General features: G+C 43.9%; 13 protein-coding genes. 7 read left to right on the forward strand and 6 right to left on the reverse strand.

Translation table 11 applies throughout. The annotated features are described in order from the left end of the window. Positions 1-24: 24 nt before the first annotated feature. Genes QNI29_RS18295 through QNI29_RS18305 form a run of 3 tightly spaced genes read right to left on the reverse strand, consistent with a single transcriptional unit; the run spans position 25 to position 3677 of the window. A complete protein-coding gene (locus QNI29_RS18295; RefSeq protein ID WP_354665915.1) occupies positions 25-1656 on the reverse strand; it encodes an ABC transporter substrate-binding protein in 1632 nt (543 codons plus the stop codon). A gap of 42 nt (positions 1657-1698) precedes the next feature. Beyond that, entirely contained in the window at positions 1699-2688 is a 990-nt protein-coding gene (locus tag QNI29_RS18300; RefSeq protein WP_231417961.1) for an ABC transporter ATP-binding protein, read from the reverse strand. After that, a complete protein-coding gene (locus QNI29_RS18305) occupies positions 2685-3677 on the reverse strand; it encodes an ABC transporter ATP-binding protein (RefSeq protein WP_231417960.1) in 993 nt (330 codons plus the stop codon). Before QNI29_RS18305 ends, QNI29_RS18300 begins: the two co-directional genes overlap by 4 nt. A 409-nt stretch (positions 3678-4086) precedes the next feature. Between QNI29_RS18305 and QNI29_RS18310 the strand changes: the two genes are divergently transcribed. Continuing rightward, positions 4087-7362, forward strand: a complete 3276-nt coding sequence (locus tag QNI29_RS18310) for a DEAD/DEAH box helicase (protein WP_231417959.1) — start codon at positions 4087-4089, stop codon at positions 7360-7362. A 140-nt stretch (positions 7363-7502) separates the two neighbouring features. On the opposite strand, the gene QNI29_RS18315 is transcribed toward QNI29_RS18310, so the two are convergent. Continuing rightward, entirely contained in the window at positions 7503-8849 is a 1347-nt protein-coding gene (locus QNI29_RS18315; protein WP_231417958.1) for a DUF2252 domain-containing protein, read from the reverse strand. Positions 8850-9145: 296 nt separating this feature from the next. Here QNI29_RS18315 and QNI29_RS18320 point away from each other — a divergent pair, with 296 nt between their 5' ends. Further along, positions 9146-10675 (forward strand): polysaccharide deacetylase family protein, encoded by a 1530-nt coding sequence (locus QNI29_RS18320; protein WP_231417957.1) that lies wholly within the window; start codon positions 9146-9148, stop codon positions 10673-10675. Positions 10676-10711: 36 nt separating this feature from the next. On the opposite strand, the gene QNI29_RS18325 is transcribed toward QNI29_RS18320, so the two are convergent. Continuing rightward, positions 10712-11260: an REP-associated tyrosine transposase gene (locus QNI29_RS18325; RefSeq protein ID WP_231417956.1), complete on the reverse strand. Its 549-nt coding sequence runs from the start codon at positions 11258-11260 to the stop codon at positions 10712-10714. A 295-nt stretch (positions 11261-11555) separates the two neighbouring features. On the opposite strand from QNI29_RS18325, the gene QNI29_RS18330 reads away from it, so the two are divergent. The 3 genes from QNI29_RS18330 to QNI29_RS18340 all read left to right on the forward strand — a co-directional run bounded on the left by QNI29_RS18330 (position 11556) and on the right by QNI29_RS18340 (position 14285). Next, positions 11556-12119, forward strand: a complete 564-nt coding sequence (locus tag QNI29_RS18330; protein ID WP_231417955.1) for a DeoR family transcriptional regulator — start codon at positions 11556-11558, stop codon at positions 12117-12119. A gap of 32 nt (positions 12120-12151) precedes the next feature. After that, positions 12152-12970, forward strand: coding sequence for a FixH family protein (locus QNI29_RS18335; protein ID WP_231417954.1), 819 nt, complete (start codon positions 12152-12154; stop codon positions 12968-12970). A 268-nt stretch (positions 12971-13238) separates the two neighbouring features. Then, on the forward strand, positions 13239-14285 hold the full coding sequence (locus QNI29_RS18340) for a YecA family protein (RefSeq protein WP_231417953.1): 1047 nt from the start codon (positions 13239-13241) through the stop codon (positions 14283-14285). A 107-nt stretch (positions 14286-14392) separates the two neighbouring features. Here QNI29_RS18340 and QNI29_RS18345 read toward each other — a convergent pair whose 3' ends face one another. Further along, positions 14393-15241, reverse strand: a complete 849-nt coding sequence (locus tag QNI29_RS18345) for a fumarylacetoacetate hydrolase family protein (RefSeq protein ID WP_284526583.1) — start codon at positions 15239-15241, stop codon at positions 14393-14395. A gap of 250 nt (positions 15242-15491) precedes the next feature. Between QNI29_RS18345 and QNI29_RS18350 the strand changes: the two genes are divergently transcribed. Further along, positions 15492-16454, forward strand: coding sequence for a bile acid:sodium symporter family protein (locus QNI29_RS18350; RefSeq protein ID WP_231417951.1), 963 nt, complete (start codon positions 15492-15494; stop codon positions 16452-16454). 271 nt (positions 16455-16725) lie between these two features. Beyond that, positions 16726-17550 carry a D-aminopeptidase DppA gene (locus tag QNI29_RS18355; RefSeq protein WP_231417950.1) on the forward strand — a complete coding sequence of 275 codons (825 nt, stop codon included), beginning with the start codon at positions 16726-16728 and terminating at the stop codon, positions 17548-17550. Positions 17551-17556 lie beyond the last annotated feature (6 nt).

The raw sequence follows: 17556 nt of genomic DNA on the forward strand, positions 1-17556 counted from the left end.
TGAAGGAGGAGCAGGCTTTAGCTTTTACTTCAGTTTGATGTGGTTAAATTTCTCTGTACCTGTTGGGTGTGGAACATATCCGTCGATGTTGTTCTTCGCTGCAATCGGTGGTGTGGTGTGAGCGATTGGCAACCAAGGTGCATCGTCATGAATAATTTCCTGCGCTTTCTTGTAAAGCTCAGAACGTTTCTCCTGATCTTGCTCTACTTGCGCCTCTGTTAACAAGTCATGAATTTCGTCATTCTTATAGAAAGCGATATTTCCTGCAGAACCTTCTTTTGCATTATCCTTATCTAGTAGAACATAAAGGAAGTTATCAGGGTCACCGTTGTCCCCTGTCCAACCTAAGAACGCCATATCATGCTCACCGTTTTGCGTTTTCGTTTGGTGCGTTTCCCATTCGTTTTCTACGATCTCAACGTTTACGTTTACTTCTTTAAGCATTTGCTGAATCGCTTGAGCCGTTAACTTCGGCTGCGGAAGGTAAGGACGTGGGTTGGACATGGCGTAAAGTGTCACATCTAATCCGTCCCCGTAACCCGCTTCAGCAAGTAATTTCTTCGCTTCTTCAGGATCATAGCCATAAGGTTCTACGTCCTCGTTATATCCCCAAAGACTTGGTGGCATTGGGTTTTTCGCAGGTTTTCCTAATCCTTCGAATAGGGTAAGTAGTTCTTCTTTATTTACACCTAGATTAATCGCTTTACGCACTTTAGGATCTGCCATTGGGCCATCCTGATCGGTATTCATCGCCATGTATCCAACGTTCATAGAAGGACGGCGGAACACCTGAAGATCTTCGTTATCTTCTGCGCCAGAGATATCCTGTGGGTTCATCCCCTTCATCATGTCGATAGAGCCAGATTGTAGCTCAAGATAGCGAGCACCGTTATCCGGAATAACACGGAAAACTACCTGATCTACATGAGCCACATCGCCAAAGTAGTCTTCGTTTTTATCAAGGGTGATCTTATCTCCTTTAGACCATGAGTTAAACTTGAAAGGTCCTGTTCCAACCGGGTTCTTGAAGTAGTTCTCCCCATGCTCATCGACAGCATCAGGAGAGGCAATACCAAATGGAGGCATCGCAAGGGTATAAATGAACGGTGCGTTCGGCTTATCAAGCGTAAACGTCACTTCATAATCCCCCGTTGCTTCAACGGATTTCAAGAAACCATTCGGATCTTCTTCAGAACCACCGAACATGTAACCGAAGTAAATGGAATCATCCGTTTCCACCCAACGATCAAAGTTATACACAACGTCTTCAGCCGTGAAGTCAGTACCATCGTGGAATTTTACGTCCTCACGAAGCTGGAACGTATATTTCTTGCCGTCGTCACTCACTTGCCAATCCGTAGCAAGTCCAGGCTGTACTTCTGTTCCGTCTTCCTTGTACGTCACTAACGTGTCATAAATCTGTTGAGTTACATAAAGAGACTCTCCGTCCGTTACTTTTGACGGGTCTAACTGTTGAGAGTCCGCTCCTCTTGCGAATACGAGCGTGTTATCTTCATTCTCACTGCTTTTTGCATCGTCTTGACTGTCGTCGTTTTCCGTTGACGCCTGATCATCATCACCGCTACACCCTGCCACAACTAAAAGTGTCAAAAGTGCAACGCCAAGAAGCGTCCGAAGTAAATGTTGTTTCATCATGGTACCCCCTTATAAAATATGAAAAAATGTATGCATCAGGCCCTAAACAGGCGCTTCCACAACTTCTTTAACTAAATGACAAGCAGCCTGGTGATCCCCTGCTGCAACTGACTTTAATTCCGGATGCTTCACCCGGCATTGCTCTTCAGCAAACGGGCAACGGGTGTGGAACTTACACCCTTCCGGCGGAATCGAAGGACTTGGTAGATCTCCTTCTAACATAATGCGTTCCTTTTTCTTATGAGGATTGGCCTCTGGAATCGCTGATAAAAGAGCTTGCGTATACGGGTGCTTCGGATTCGAATAGAGCTCATCCACTTCACCGACCTCGACAATCTCACCGAGATACATAACAGCAACACGGTCACTAATATGGTGAACGACACTTAAATCGTGAGCGATAAATATGTAGGTTAAGTTGAATTCTTCCTGCAAGTCTTCCATCAAGTTCACCACCTGTGCCTGAATGGAAACATCAAGCGCAGAAACCGGCTCGTCACAAATAATGAGGTCCGGGTTAACCGTTAAGGCTCTGGCAATCCCAATCCGCTGTCGCTGACCTCCACTAAACTGGTGTGGGTAACGATGTTTATGATAGGAACTCAATCCCACTCGATTAAGAAGGTAGTCCACCTTTTCCTTTCGCTCTTTCTTCGGCGTATTGAAAGCCTTCATTGGCTCTTCAATAATTTGTTCCACTGTCATACGCGGGTTTAAAGAGGCATAAGGATCTTGGAAAATAATCTGGATATTCTGCCGTAGTTTACGGAGCTTCTCACCCTTAAGCTTTGATATGTCCTCTCCCTTATAGAAAACCTCCCCTTCTGATGGGTTAATAAGGTTTAAAATAGCGCGGCCCGTCGTAGATTTTCCACAACCACTCTCTCCAACAAGCCCGAGCGTCTCCCCTTTTTGAACGGAAAACGACACACCGTCTACAGCTTTCACAGCTCCAACTTTCCGTGGAATAATGCCTCCACCTTTAATCGGAAAATGTTTCTTCAGATTGTTCACTTCTAATAGCGTTGTCATGACGTCACCGCCTTTTCCTTCTCTTCATATAACAAGCAGCGTACGTGATGATCTTCGGATTCTTCACGTAAAGCCGGGTCTACTTCAAGGCATTGATCCATCGCATGTTTACAACGAGGGGCAAAACTACATCCCTTCGGAAGTGCCCGTAAGTCTGGCGGAAGTCCTTGAATCGGCTCAAGACGAACTTTTTCTTTTACAATCTTCGGAATCGATCCGATTAGCCCCCATGTGTATGGATGCTTCGGATGATCAAATAACTCATGCACATAAGCAAACTCAACCGGCTTTCCGGCGTACATGACCATTACTCGCTCGCACACTTCAGCGACAACGCCAAGGTCGTGTGTAATCATAATAATCGCCATCCCGAGTTCCTTTTGAAGACGTTGAAGAAGCTCTAAGATCTGGGCCTGAATGGTCACATCAAGCGCTGTCGTCGGCTCATCGGCGATTAAGACTTCCGGATCACACGAAAGTGCAAGTGCAATCATCACCCGTTGCCTCATTCCTCCACTAAATTCGTGAGGGTAGCTTTTTAGTCGACTTCTAGGTGAAGGAATGCCAACAAGTTCTAAAAGCTCCACCGCTCGATTGATTGCTTCTTTCTTTGAAACATTCCGGTGAGCACGAATCGTCTCCACCATTTGCTTCTCCACTGTAAAGACCGGGTTAAGAGATGTCATCGGATCCTGGAAGACCATTGAAATACGATCCCCTCTAATCGCACGCATCTCTCGATTGGATTTAGAAAGAAGGCTTTCTCCTTTAAACATAATGTCGCCTTTCGCGATCTTGCCTGGGTCTTTAATGAGACGCATGATCGACATGGCCGTGATACTCTTCCCTGAACCAGACTCCCCGACAATGCCGAGCGTCTCTCCAGGCTTAATATCAAAACTCACCCCATCAACCGCCTTCACAACTCCAGACTTCGTATGAAATTGTGTATGCAAATCGTTAACCGAAAGTATAGGTTCCTGTTCCATCGCAATCCCTCCTAATTCGGAAAAGGAAAATATCAGTAAATTCAGAAAGTATTGAAAACTTATGTTGCTTATTATAGCGAACATTCTCCACCCATCGACCTTTTTCTCATATTTCTCAAAAAAACATTTCAATCTCATTACACAATGATGCTTTAGTGCTGTGAAGGGATGGTGGGTGTCAGACACGCTTTAGTGCTGTGCAAGGATGGCGTGTGTCTGACACCCTTTAGTACTGTACAGGAACAGCGCGTGTCTGACACCCTTTAGTGCTGTGCAGGGAAGGCGCGTGTCTGACACCCTTTAGTGCTGTAGTAGTAAAAAGGGGTGGGGTTTTGTGTTGGGGGTGGGTTGTGCGGTACAATGACAGTATTGTATAAGTACGTTCATGGTAAGAAAGGGAGTCTTTGAGATGATTGATATTACATCAACAGAAGTGTTGGAACTTAGCGGTTGGTTAACCTACCAGCGAGGAGCCAACTATTATCAGGATGGATTGGTGAAGTCAATCAACCGCTATGTTGGGACGGATCCAAGCCGCACATTTGTGCACGCAACGGTTGAGGGAACACGCATCGACGACTATGAAGTTCATCTCACATTTTCCACTCATTATGGAAACTATGAGCGCGGGCGGTGTACGTGTCCGGCTTACGCGGATGGGCAACCGATGTGTAAACACATGGTCGCAGCGATGCTTGAGACGATCGATCGTTACACAAACAACAATACGATATGGAACAAACAGGATAATTCTCTCACAGAGCGGGGTATTTTTGCACAGCCCTCTCAGCATGATAAAACGAAGCAGCTGAACTTGGCATCTTCTTTTGTGGATGAACTGATGGACTACATGGCCGATCAAGAAGACGAATCCGGCCTGTTCCAATCCTCAAAAGAGCCGCTTTATCTGCAGTTCGAGCTTGAGAATATCGCTTCTCGCTTCGCTCAGCGGGACAGTGTGGAACTATCCATGAAAGCAGGGACATCAAGACTTTATGTGGTAAAGGACCTGGCTGAATTCATCGATGCCTGGTATGATCAAGAACCCCTTTACTTCACGCAATATTACACGTATGATCCGGAACAGCAGATCATGGCGCCTGAAGACGCAGCCGTTTTAGAGAAGCTGTATCCTTTAGTAAAGAGTCAGCAAATGTATTCAGAGAATGACTTTTACCGCTCCAGTAGCTCGAAGAAAACCATCCGGATTCCAGACCAGTTTTTGACGGAGCTTCTGACGCTTTTTGAGGACTGTGACTCTGTTGTTCTAAAACATCACAAAACAGAAATTCCATTTCGAGTTGTCCACAACACGTTCCCAGAGAGTTTTCTTCTATCAAAAGAGGACGATCATTTCTCACTTTCGATTGCAGATAACGGATTTTTGTCACAACCGATTGGAACAGCTCCTTACCTATATAAGAATGAGCGCATCTACAAGGTAAACGAATCCTTGCGGCCGACCGTGCTTCCTCTTTTTCATCATTTAAGAGAGCAAAGTGCCAATCGCCAACTGTTTGACCGGGAGCACATTGAGCAGCTAGCAGGTACGGTGTTTCCTATTCTAGAAGCCCATAATCTTCTCGAGGTGGAATCAGGAATCACAAGTCAATTAAAACGGTACGACCTTGAACCTGTCATGCACCTGAATGCACAAGACGGCAGTTTGCGGGCTGATCTTCAATTTCACTATGGGGATGAGATGATCAATCCTTTTACCGGAGGAAGACAAGATTCTGAACAACTCATCTCACGAAATATGAAGAAAGAACGCCAGATTATGAACCTGGTAGAACAGGCGAATTTCCATTGGAACGGTTCTGTTCTATCTCTATCCGGAAGCCAAAACTTGGGCCGCTTTTTCTATCGCATTTTACCCGAGTTAGAAAAGCGCGCTGACGTGTATAAAGACCCTGAAGTGGATGAAATGTACAGCAGTCTTCCAGAAGAAGTCCCTGTCTCGCTCGATGTGGATGAGAATTACGGCTGGTTCGAAGTTCGCTTCCCGACCGATGACCTTTCTGATGCTGACATTCAGTCCTTGTTCCAGTCATTAAAAGCAAAAGAAGACTATCATCAGTTGAGCAACGGGAAAATATTATCCCTCGAAGACGACGCATGGGATCAAACCCGGAACCTTTTCGAGGATCTTGACCTCGATGGAAATGATGTGCACGACGGCGTTATGCATTTGCCTAAATACCGTGCACTTCAGGTGGACACTTCCACTGGCGTTAAACAGAGTGAAGCCTTTAAGAAACTAATTGAAGCTGTCAAAAGTCCGGAAACCTTAAGCGAAACACCTCCGGACAAACTACAGGCAAACCTTCGCGACTACCAGATACGAGGCTTCCAGTGGCTTCGAGCGTTATCAAGGCACGGGTTCGGGGGCGTTCTTGCGGATGAAATGGGTCTTGGGAAGACGCTGCAAGGATTGGCTTACATTTTAGCAGGACGAGAAGAGCGCCCTGACGCCCATCCGTTCCTAGTTGTCGCACCGGCTTCTCTCATTTATAACTGGGAGCAAGAGGCGAAGAAGTTCACACCAGAACTGAACATTCGCGTTGTAGCCGGTTCGAAACAAGAGCGAAATGCTGTCATTGAAGACTTGAGCGGCGTAGACTTAATCATTACGTCTTACTCAATGATCCGAAGAGATGTCGAGCAGTATAAGCCGTACTATTTCCAAGGAATGCTTCTCGATGAAGCGCAATCGTTCAAGAACCACACGTCACTAACCTATAAAGCGATACAAGGGGTACGCGCGGAGACGGCGTTCGCCTTAACAGGTACACCTGTTGAGAACCGAGCGGAAGAATTGTGGTCCCTCTTCTCTGTCGTCATGCCAGGATTGCTGTACGACCGCAAGTCGTTCAAGAACCTTCCACAAGGCGTCGTGCAGAAGAAAATCACGCCATTTGTGCTCAGAAGGACGAAGAAGGAAGTTCTGACCGAGCTCCCTGATAAGATCCAGACGGTCCGCTATACCGAATTGACAAAAGAACAACGCCAACTCTATGTAGGCTACTTAAATGAAGTACAACGCCAAACGAAATCCCAGCTCCAGGGCGAAGGGTTCCAGGCGAACCGCATGCAAATCTTGAGTAACTTAACACGGTTGCGCCAGATCTGCTGTCACCCTTCCTTGTTTATGGAAAACTATCAGGGTGATTCCGGGAAGCTCGAAGAACTACGAACGTTCATTCAAGAGGCTCATGCCAATGGTCAGCGCATGCTGATCTTCTCTCAATTCACATCCATGCTTGGTTTAATTGCCAAGGTTGTCGAAGAAGAGAAGCTTACCTACTTTTACCTGGACGGCTCAACCCCGGCTCAGGAGCGTGTTCAAATGGCTACTCGCTTCAATGAAGGTGAACATGATGTCTTCTTAATCTCCTTAAAAGCAGGCGGTACCGGTCTTAACCTGACAGGTGCTGACACGGTTATTCTGTACGACCTATGGTGGAATCCGGCCGTTGAACAACAAGCTGCCGATCGTGCTCACCGCATCGGACAGAAAAATTCTGTTCAGGTTGTAAAAATGATTGCTCAAGGGACGATCGAAGAGAAAATTCAATCCCTTCAAGAAAAGAAACAAGACCTATTCGACACGCTGATCAAATCCGGAGAAGGCAACCTAACCGCCCTCTCCGAAGACGACATCCGCGAAATCCTATCCATCTAGGTCGCTTTATCACTCTAAAGCAACACAAGGTGTCTGACACGCTTCAACACTCTAATGCAACGTAGGGTGTCAGACACCCTTTAGTGCGGTGATATAGAAAAGGCCTGTTCTTCTCAAGGATGAGAGGAACAGGCCTTTTGTTATTTTTTGTAGAAGTATTCGTCTAGCCATTCTTTGAAGTATTGGAAGTCATCTTGGACGCGGTTTTTATAGAACTCTGACCAGATGTTGAGTTCTTTGGCGAAGCCATCAAAGTCTTCTCCAATGGCATCAAGTATGGCTTTTTCACTGTGATAATCTAGTATTCCATGCTCAAGGTCGGTATCTGCCCGGGCATGAATTTTGGCTGAAATTTTGCCCATCATTTTCACGGTTCTTTTCACCTGTTTATGTTCCTGCAAGTGCTTCTCCTTAAGATCCTTCTCATAAGGGGAGCGCTCGCGAACATAAAAGTCATGATTTTGCATCGTGAAGTATCCTAAATAAGGGTCTGACATGTGGTGCATAGCTTGTTGAGTTGTAATCACTCGCTTACCTTGATGCTTATTAGTTTGCCAGAATCCTTCATCGTACGGGAAGAAATAGGCTGGGATCGGTGCACGAGCTTCTTTGGCCTCTAAAATAATATCATCATGGTCTTCCTCATCTTGTTGACCTTCAATAAGGATATAGAAACGTTTCAGACCAGTGGAGCCAATTCCTGCCCCTTTTTTCTTCACAATATCCTTAATCTCATAGTGCTCGTCGGAGTGGAAACTCTCCTCTGCTAAGCTTTCCAAGTACATATCCCAAATCTTCAGGATTTCCTTATATTCGTTATTGGATACAGAAGCAAGCTTCGTTTTCTCACGGTCAAAGACGCGATTCCCTTCGTCATCCACTTTTGTTTGCTTATCTAGTTCGTGAGTAGCCTGGCGCTCTTCTAGTTTCTTCAGCGCCTTTTTAATCGGTCCTTTCGTATCATCAACGGTGAAGCGAGTTGTAACCGGATCTTCTTCACCCTTCACAAACTTTTTCATCTGTTTATAGTAAGCCTTAAGATATTTTTCTACGAAATCATCTTGTGCTTCTTGATCATATCCTTGTTGCTCAGCAAATAAACGAATGCTGACCACCATACGCAATACATCATAGAGGTAAGATCCCAGATAACCTTCATCGAAATCATCCACATCAAACACAATTTCCCCGCTCTCATTTTGGAAAGCACTGAAATTGTCAAAATGTAGATCCCCCATAATCCAAGTAGGCTTGTCATCAGGGGTGTGATAGCTAAACGGTATGTTCGTTACGTCATAGAAGAACAAATACGCACTACCTCTGAAAAAGCTGTAAGGATCCTGTTTCATCTTATTGTACTTCGCCTTACGATCCGTTTTGCTTAAGTTCATTAAATAACCATCAAACTGTTCTAAAATTGTATGCAACGTCTGTTTCCGCAGATACTTCTTCGTATCCTGAATACGTTCACCTGCATTTTGAACCATACCACTACCTCCTTTATAACCTATTCTGAAACATTCCCCGCACCTCTTAAACCAAAACAGCCAAAACCTGGTTCCCTTTACCACTGTTAAGCACAGAAGCGTGTCAGACACCCTTTCATGCTGTGAAGCAACGCAGGGTGCCTGGCACGCTTTCATACTTTAAAGCAACACAGGGTGTCTGGCACGCTTTCGCGCGGTGATGGATAAAAGATAAGGAGTTTGATCTAAACGGAGGTCGTTTTTGTATAATTATGGTACAATATAGTCCGATATTATTATGATTTGGTGGGAAATGTATGAGAAAGAAAATTTTTAAGGGGACTTTTATATTACTTGCATGCTTAATATGTAGTGTGATAGATTCAAGCTTTTTACATGCAGAGGAAGTACAAGTATCTCCGAGTAAGACGTGGAAGGTGTCGTTTCAAACTAGTATCGATCAGAACTCTATCAACCAGGATAGCGTATATATTTTAAATGATCAGTCTCAAAAAATAGACTCCCTTCACTTAGAGCTAGATGAAACAGGGAAAACGTTGGCGATTGAAAACACAGAGGACTATCCCGCCAGCAAGCATTACTCCCTACATATCACAAAGGATATTGAATCAGAAGATGGTGTTGCAGCGGAGGAAGAAGTGGTGCTTCCCTTTGAGGTGACAGTTACCAATTCAACTGCAAAGACACGCACGTTCACTCCAGAATCTAAGCTATTTGTCTATGATTCTTCTCTGGACAGCAACTCGATTATTGGCATTCTCTACAAAGGTCATACCTATACGATCTTGGATGAATCGACGGATTATTATTTTATTCAATACGGAAATGGGCGAGGGAAAATAGAGAAAACAGAAATCCCTGAAACGAAAGAAATAAGCCTGACCCCGCTCCAACAAGCTGCAACCTATACGAACAAGATGATGGTAACAACGAAGCGAGCCAACGTATATACAGCACCAAATGGAGACAGCGACGTTATGGCGTCTATTTCCTACAATATGCGCTACCCTGTTACGTCTCATCAGGGACAATGGTACGAAGTCCATGTAGGCAATCAAACTGGGTATATTAAACAAGATGCTGTCGCCGATGACCCTGGTATACCAATTTTGCTTTACCATCACATTATGGATGAACCTATTGAAGATGGTTATGGCAATAATAAAATGATTGTGCGAACAGATGCGTTTCAGTCTCAGGCAACATACATAAGTGAAGAGAATTATGAGACGATTACGCTCAGGCAGATTGAAGATTACCTTTATCACAAACAGAACCTTCCACGAAAAGTTGTGGCGATTACGTTTGATGATGGAATTGTCTCTACTATGACAAAAGCCTACCCTGCTCTTGAAAACTATGGTCTGAAAGCGACTCAATTTAACATTGCCGGTCGAACGTTTGATGACCTAAGTTCAGCAGGCTTTGGCACAATTGGATTTCAGGAAATGAATGAAATGGATGATGTGTACAACTATCAATCTCACAGCTATAGCGCCCATTATCGTCTGAGCGAAGACCACACTCCGGCTTTAGTAGACATGAATTATTCTGAAGTTCTTAATGACACGATAAAAAGCCGTGAAAAAATAAGCCAAGGATTAAATGAAGAAGACTACAAGGACGTACGCTATTACGCCTACCCCTATGGTCAATACGATGAGGAAGTGCTTCAAGCCTTCCCGAAAACGGGCATTACGCTCGCGGTGACGACACGCCCTGGTTATGTCCATATGGGAGATGACCCTCTTTTACTGAACAGACAGTATGTCTATCCATCCCATACGATGAAGGAATTTGCTCAAAAATTAGAGGCAACATACTAAAAAGAAGGACAGGCCAACATAGGCCTGTCCTTTGTTTTATAAAGGAGCTTTGTACTTCTCTTGCGTGACATATTGTCGATAGGTTAAGTGTGGAGTGTTAAAATATTGGAGCGTTTTCGAAGTGTTAATGTGATAGGGGTTCGACCGGGTAACATAAGCATTGTAGCTACTCCAGCGATAGTCTTCAGGGGACCGTACGAGGTTGGCCTCTACAGGATTCATGTGAATATAGCGACTACAAAACAAAAAATAAAAGATTGAATCGATAAACTCCGCGCCATATCTTCCTTGAAACAAATGTCCGCTTACATCGTGTCGATTGTTAAAATAACGGGCATACCGACTTTGAATCGACTTCATGATCACACTCGGTGAATCATCAATCATTTCAATTAAAAGATGAACATGATTACCCATTAAACAATAAGCATACAAATGAAACGGGTAAACCTGACGTGCAGCCGTTACATATTGCATATATTTCTTAAGGTCCCGCTCATCTCTAAAAATCTCCTGCTTCCGGTTCCCCCTTGCCGTAATATGATACATCCCTCCAGGGAACCAAGAGCGATTGTTACGTCCCATTCCTCTCACCTCCCTTCTCTCATACCTAACTACATTAGCCACCCCCACCCACAAATCCTCCCTCCCACTTAAAATAAACCTACCACCTTATTTCACTAGCGTACTAAAGGGTGTCAGACACCCTTTAGCGCGCTAGTGAAAAGAAGCGTGTCTGACACCCTTTACCGTGATGAAGCATTTGTGACTATTTTGTTAATCATCATCATTTTGTCACATTTTTTATCATTTGATTGGTTGTATTTAATGAAGTTGAGTTCTATTATTTAATGTAGATGTTAAAGAGAGGTGAATCGCTATGCTACCGGTAGACCGAAGGAAAAAGATTCAGGAGTGGCTTGAGAAAGAGGAGTCCCTTCGTGTTAGCGATATTAGCAAGAGACTTGGAGTTTCTGAAATGACGATCTATCGTGATCTAAAACCTTTGCTCAATCGAAAGCTAATTGTAAAAACCTCAAACGGGGTAGCTCTTGCCCCTCATACAAACGGGCATGAGAACCTGAACGAGTGTTCTTTTTGCCATAAACATAACGGTCAGCAAATGGTGGTCCAATTAATTATGAAGGATCACTCTATGGAGAAAGCTTGCTGCATGCATTGTGGACTTCTAAGATATGAACAAACAAAAGGTCATGTCGTACAAATTCTATGTAAGGACACGTTGCTACACACGACCATAAGCGCCATTAAGGCAACTTACATTTTCGATTCTGAGTTACCACTACACTGCTGTAAGCCTCAAGTATTACCATTTGAAACAGAAGAACACGCTTTAAAGTTCCAAAAAGGATTTGGAGGCGAGCTCTATTCATTTGAGGAAGCTCTTCAAGCCATCCAAGTTAAAATGGGCAGTTGCCATTAATCTATCTAATTTAATTAAGGAGTTGTATACACATGAAACGACGTCATTTTGCGTTTATCTTTCTAACCCTCACCCTTATGCTTCTTGCTGCATGTGGCAGTCAAAGCAACGAGAGCGATGATAGCCAATCCGCTTCTAATGAGGAAGAAGAAGTGAAAATGTTAAATGTTGATTTAACATCAAACCCTGAAAGCGAAAGCATCGAACCAGGTGAGCCATTCACGATTCAAGCTGCCGTCACTTATGGTGAGGAAGAAGTAAACGATGCAAACGAAGTGAAATTCGAGTTCTGGAAAAAAGGCGAAGAGCACGAGAAGGTTGATGGGGAATTTACGGAAAACGGCATTTATACACTAGAAAAAACCGTTGAAGAACCCGGTATTTATTACGTGATTTCTCACGTTACCGCTCGTGGCATGCACAACATGCCACAAATCAAATTGGTTGTCGGAGACGTAGATCAAGAAGGAGCAGAGGAAACTTCAGAGGATGAACACTCCCACTCAGAAGATGGGCACGACGAGGATGGTCATGGAGATTCAACAGAACACGCCCATGGCACAAACATCATGGCCCATATCATGCTTCCTGAAAACGTGAAATCAGGCGAAGAAGTAACCTTAACTGGGCATTTACAACATGATGAAGCACCATTCAAAGGTGCCGAGGTTCAATTTGAAATTTGGAAAGACGGAACCGATAAGCACAACTACGTCGAAGCTACAGAACCAAAAGATGGTGAATATCAAGCGACATACACATTTGATGAAGCAGCTAACTATCATGTGAAACTGCATTTCAAAAAAGAAGATCTACACGATCACAAAGAAACAACACTAACCGTACAATAAATGCATCAAAAGGCAAGCCACTCCCGGCTTGCCTTTTAAAATTCCCTTTTTCTTTACCACTGTAAAGCGAAGCAGGGTGTCTGACACCCAGTGTTCCTTTACATCACTAAACGGTGTCTGACACCCTTTCACTCTGTAAAATACTAAAGGAACACGTTTCCATTTGGTACTGTAGTACGCGAAAGGGGTGACAGAAGGGGTTCAAATCACTTATAATGGTGTTTTGGTATGACGGAAATATAGGAAATATTCATCGGAGGTATACATCATGAAAATTAATCGAAATGACCCATGTACGTGTGGAAGTGGGAAAAAATATAAAAAGTGTTGTGGAAATCAAAATGCTACGGAGTTAAATGCGAATTTAATCCGCCAAGAATTAAATACAGTTCAAAACCAAATCATGCAATTCTCTGTGGATCGCTTTTCATCCGAATTGCAGATTCTAATGGCAGACTTCCAAGCTGAAATGGAAGATGTGGAGGACTTAAAAGAAACCCTTACGAACCTTTATTTATCATGGGTAATGGTCTATTCTCCAATCAAAGAGGAAAAGACTGCACTTCAATGGTATGTAGAGAAAAATGGCGGCAAGCTAAAACGTGAGAAAACGCGTGAATTATTGAACACATGGGGGCAAAACCCACCTTCTGTCTTTAAAGTTGGCGAACCTGTTACGAGTGAAGTTAGTTCAGTAACAGACGTCTTCACAAACGAAACGTATAACGTATTATTTGAAGAAGACAGCACACCTGATGAAGGTAGTCTTGTATTAGGCCTTCCGATTCAGACAGGTGATTACTATGAATTCTTCCTTGTGACATTCATTGTCCAACCTCAGCTTGAGGAAAAATTCATGGCAGAAGTAGATGCAGAGAAGTACCAAGCGAATCCTGAATTATTAAAAGAAGCCTTCCCAGAAGTCATTAAACTAACGGCAGGCTTATACAATTCATTCGACGCTTCAGAGCGTATTAGCTGGCAGGATGATAAACAAAAAGAAGTTCTAGACCTTTTCCTTAAATCTGAGGGGATGAAAGAACTTACAGAAGAAGAGGAAGAAACAGCAACGTTCTTCTGGTACCTGTACTGCAAACGCCAAGAACCAACAATCCGTAAACCAGAAATTTATGCAGGGGCACTTGAGTACACATTGCGTTCTCACCTAGACGAGTGGACTCCAATTTCTCAAAAAGACGCAGCAGCACAATACGGTACATCCGGTACAAGCATTTCAGCCAAATACCGTGATATGACGACCACACTCGCAGACGTTATTGACGAAGCCCACGAAACCCTACAACAAGAAGCTTAAATAGTTTTATTGCTTTACAGCGCTAGACGGTGCCAGCCACCCTTTAGCACTGTAAAGACTTACATAGTGTCTGACACCCTTTAGTCTCCTAAAGGGTGTCAGTTTTTTTATTTCACCTGATTTTCTAGTTTTCCGATCCCTTCAATTTCAATGACCATCCGGTCCCCTGATTTAAGGTATTGCGGCGGTTTCATCCCTTTTCCAACACCACTAGGCGATCCGGTCGTAATAACATCACCAGGTTCCAAAGTCATTCCAGCAGAAATAATTTCGATGAGTTCAGCCACTGTAAATATCATATCTTTCGTTGTACCATCTTGACGTTTCTCTCCATTAATATACGTTGTAATAGATAAGTCTTGCGGGTCATCAATCTCTGATTTCGAAACGATAACCGGTCCAAATGGTGCTGTCGTATCAAGCGACTTCCCTTTAAAGAATTGACTGTGTTTCTTCTGCAAATCACGCGCTGTCAGATCATTCAAGATAGAATAACCGAATATGTAGTCGTGTGCTTGTTCACGTGTAATATCGCGGCCACGCTTCCCAATAATTACAGCAAGCTCTCCCTCATAATCAAGCTGACTCGTAATCTCTTCATGAGATTCTACCAACTCCCCATTCGCTATCACAGCGGTCGCTGGCTTTGTAAATAAAACAGGATCTTTCGGGATCGATTCCGAATCTTTCTCCCTCATCTCTAAAGCATGGTCCTCATAGTTCTTCCCTGCACAAATAATATTTTTGAGTGGTAAAAAAGGCGCCTTTACTTGAACATCCTCTTTCTTGACTTCTCCCCACTGTGCAACCTCTTCCTCATCAACTGTCACTTCAGAAGTAATAAGATCTAGTAACTTCGGATACTTCTCTGTCCATTCAACTGAATGATAGAAACGATCCTTCACTTCTACCCCCCAAAACTCTTGATCCCCTGATTGAAACGTAACATACTTCATTCCCATTCCCCTTCCATAATCTAATATTTTATCCATTCTACCATTTCTCACCTAAATATAGGTACCCTTTAAAACGCTAACAAAACAATAGCTAGCGACGCACTGCACCTCGGTAAAGCGCTAAACGGTGTCTGACACCCTTTACTCTACTAAAATAACAAAATTTTAAGAAAAGAAAGAATAAAAGGTTCCGCTTTTAGGTCCTGGGGTGTAGAATTCCCTTAATATCAACTTGTGAGGAGTGAAACGGATGAAAACATTAGAAAAAATCAGTAACTTTATGGGGAGTTCATTTGCGATTTGGGTTTTATTATTTGCGGTCTTATCATTTATTTTTCCTGGAGGATTTACCTGGATTGCTCCTTACATCGTGCCCCTTCTTGGGATCATCATGTTCGGTATGGGTTTAACACTATCAAAATCGGATTTCTCAGAAGTGCTTAAGAGACCAAAAGACGTAGCAGCAGGGGTAGTAGCCCAATTTACGATCATGCCATTACTTGCATTCGCTTTAGCGACACTCTTACCGGTATCACCGGAAGTAGCTGCTGGTGTCATCCTTGTGGGATGCTGTCCCGGAGGCACCTCTTCTAACGTAATGACCTACTTATCTAAAGGGGATACGGCACTATCAGTAGCCATCACAGCGGTTTCCACACTTTTAGCACCGTTGTTAACCCCTGTTCTTGTTCTATTGTTCGCAAGTCAGTGGCTCCCCGTTTCAGCAGGGTCCTTATTCCTATCAATCGTCAAAATTGTAATCGTACCTATCGTGCTCGGCCTCATTGTAAAAGCGGCCCTCGGTCAAAAGAGCGAAGCTGGTATCAAGGCAATGCCGCTTGTGTCAGTGGTCGCGATCGTCGCCATTGTAGCAGCCGTTGTAAGTGTGAATCAGGCGAAAATCGCAGAAACAGGAGCGCTGATCTTCGCAATCGTGGTCTTACATAACCTACTCGGTTACGCTGTCGGCTACGGATTAGCTAAGATGATGGGCATGGATCTTTCCAAGAAACGAGCTGTTTCTATTGAAGTCGGCATGCAAAACTCAGGCTTAGGAGCCTCTCTCGCAGCCGTACACTTTAGCCCACTAGCAGCCGTTCCAAGCGCGATCTTCAGCGTATGGCACAACATCTCTGGACCAATTATCGCCACCCTTTACAGAAAGCAAAAAGAAAAAAGCTCATCCAATCAAAAACTAACAAAATCCGCCTAACCCAAAGCGCCCTCTTTTAAAAAGAGGGCGCTTTTTTACTTCACAGCACTAATGGGTGTCTGACACCCTGCACTCCTTCACCGCACTAACGCGTGTCTGACACCCTGCACTCCTTCACCGCACTGACGCGTGCCTGACACCCTTCACTCCTTTAAAGCATGACCATTTCCTCATTGTTAGTGTTTGCTTGCCTTTTTTGCTAAATATTGATAAAATTATACGAAAATTTATAAAATTCTTAAATCGAAATCACTAGAGGGGGATTACATCTATGAAGCTCTACCTATCTGTTGATATGGAAGGGATCACGGGCTTGCCGAACATTACGTACATTGACTCGGCGAAGCATAATTATGAGCGCGGACGAAAGATTATGACGCAGGAGACCAACTACGTTATTCAATCAGCGTTCAATAACCACGCAAGTGAAGTACTTGTAAATGACAGTCACTCCAAAATGGACAACCTTCTCATTGAAGAACTCCACCCTGAAGCACAGCTCATCACAGGTGATGTGAAGCCTTTTTCGATGATGCAGGGGCTTGATGATTCATATGAAGGAGCAATGTTCGTCGGTTACCATGCAAGGGCTGCGCAAAAGGGCGTTATGTCCCATTCCATGATTTTTGGCGTACGAAATTTCTACATAAACGATGTCGCTGTAGGTGAACTTGGTTTAAACGCTTATCTGGCAGGCTATTACGGGGTCCCTGTACTGATGGTAGCAGGCGATGATCAAGCTGCAAAAGAAGCTGAAGCCCTTATTCCAAACATCACCACAGCCCCAGTGAAAGAAACGATTTCCCGCTCGTCAGTAAAGAGCTTAACACCTAAGAAAGCCGGAGAATTACTTCAACAAAAAACAGCAGAAGCACTTCAAAACCGTCACAACGTCGAACCACTTGTTCCACCAAAACAGCCTACATTCCGAATTGAGTTCACCAATTACGGGGAAGCCGAATGGGCAAACCTTATGCCTGGCACTGAACTCGAACCAAATTCTACGACCGTAAAATTTCAGGCTAAAGATATGCTCGAAGCCTATCAAGCGATGCTTGTTATGACTGAGTTAGCCATGCAAACCAAATTCCGCTAGGAGGAA

Source organism: Pontibacillus chungwhensis (assembly GCF_030166655.1).
Lineage (GTDB): Bacteria > Bacillota > Bacilli > Bacillales > BH030062 > Pontibacillus.

Excerpts from the sequence above, each read along its gene's own strand:
- QNI29_RS18355 (WP_231417950.1), top strand. The coding sequence starts at position 16,726 with ATGAAGCTCTACCTATCTGTTGATATGGAAGGGATCACGGGCTTGCCG.
- QNI29_RS18300 (WP_231417961.1), bottom strand. The coding sequence starts at position 2,688 with ATGACAACGCTATTAGAAGTGAACAATCTGAAGAAACATTTTCCGATT.
- QNI29_RS18340 (WP_231417953.1), top strand. The coding sequence starts at position 13,239 with ATGAAAATTAATCGAAATGACCCATGTACGTGTGGAAGTGGGAAAAAA.
- QNI29_RS18305 (WP_231417960.1), bottom strand. The coding sequence starts at position 3,677 with ATGGAACAGGAACCTATACTTTCGGTTAACGATTTGCATACACAATTT.
- QNI29_RS18345 (WP_284526583.1), bottom strand. The coding sequence starts at position 15,241 with ATGAAGTATGTTACGTTTCAATCAGGGGATCAAGAGTTTTGGGGGGTA.
- QNI29_RS18330 (WP_231417955.1), top strand. The coding sequence starts at position 11,556 with ATGCTACCGGTAGACCGAAGGAAAAAGATTCAGGAGTGGCTTGAGAAA.
- QNI29_RS18325 (WP_231417956.1), bottom strand. The coding sequence starts at position 11,260 with ATGGGACGTAACAATCGCTCTTGGTTCCCTGGAGGGATGTATCATATT.
- QNI29_RS18320 (WP_231417957.1), top strand. The coding sequence starts at position 9,146 with ATGAGAAAGAAAATTTTTAAGGGGACTTTTATATTACTTGCATGCTTA.
- QNI29_RS18310 (WP_231417959.1), top strand. The coding sequence starts at position 4,087 with ATGATTGATATTACATCAACAGAAGTGTTGGAACTTAGCGGTTGGTTA.
- QNI29_RS18315 (WP_231417958.1), bottom strand. The coding sequence starts at position 8,849 with ATGGTTCAAAATGCAGGTGAACGTATTCAGGATACGAAGAAGTATCTG.
- QNI29_RS18335 (WP_231417954.1), top strand. The coding sequence starts at position 12,152 with ATGAAACGACGTCATTTTGCGTTTATCTTTCTAACCCTCACCCTTATG.
- QNI29_RS18350 (WP_231417951.1), top strand. The coding sequence starts at position 15,492 with ATGAAAACATTAGAAAAAATCAGTAACTTTATGGGGAGTTCATTTGCG.
- QNI29_RS18295 (WP_354665915.1), bottom strand. The coding sequence starts at position 1,656 with ATGATGAAACAACATTTACTTCGGACGCTTCTTGGCGTTGCACTTTTG.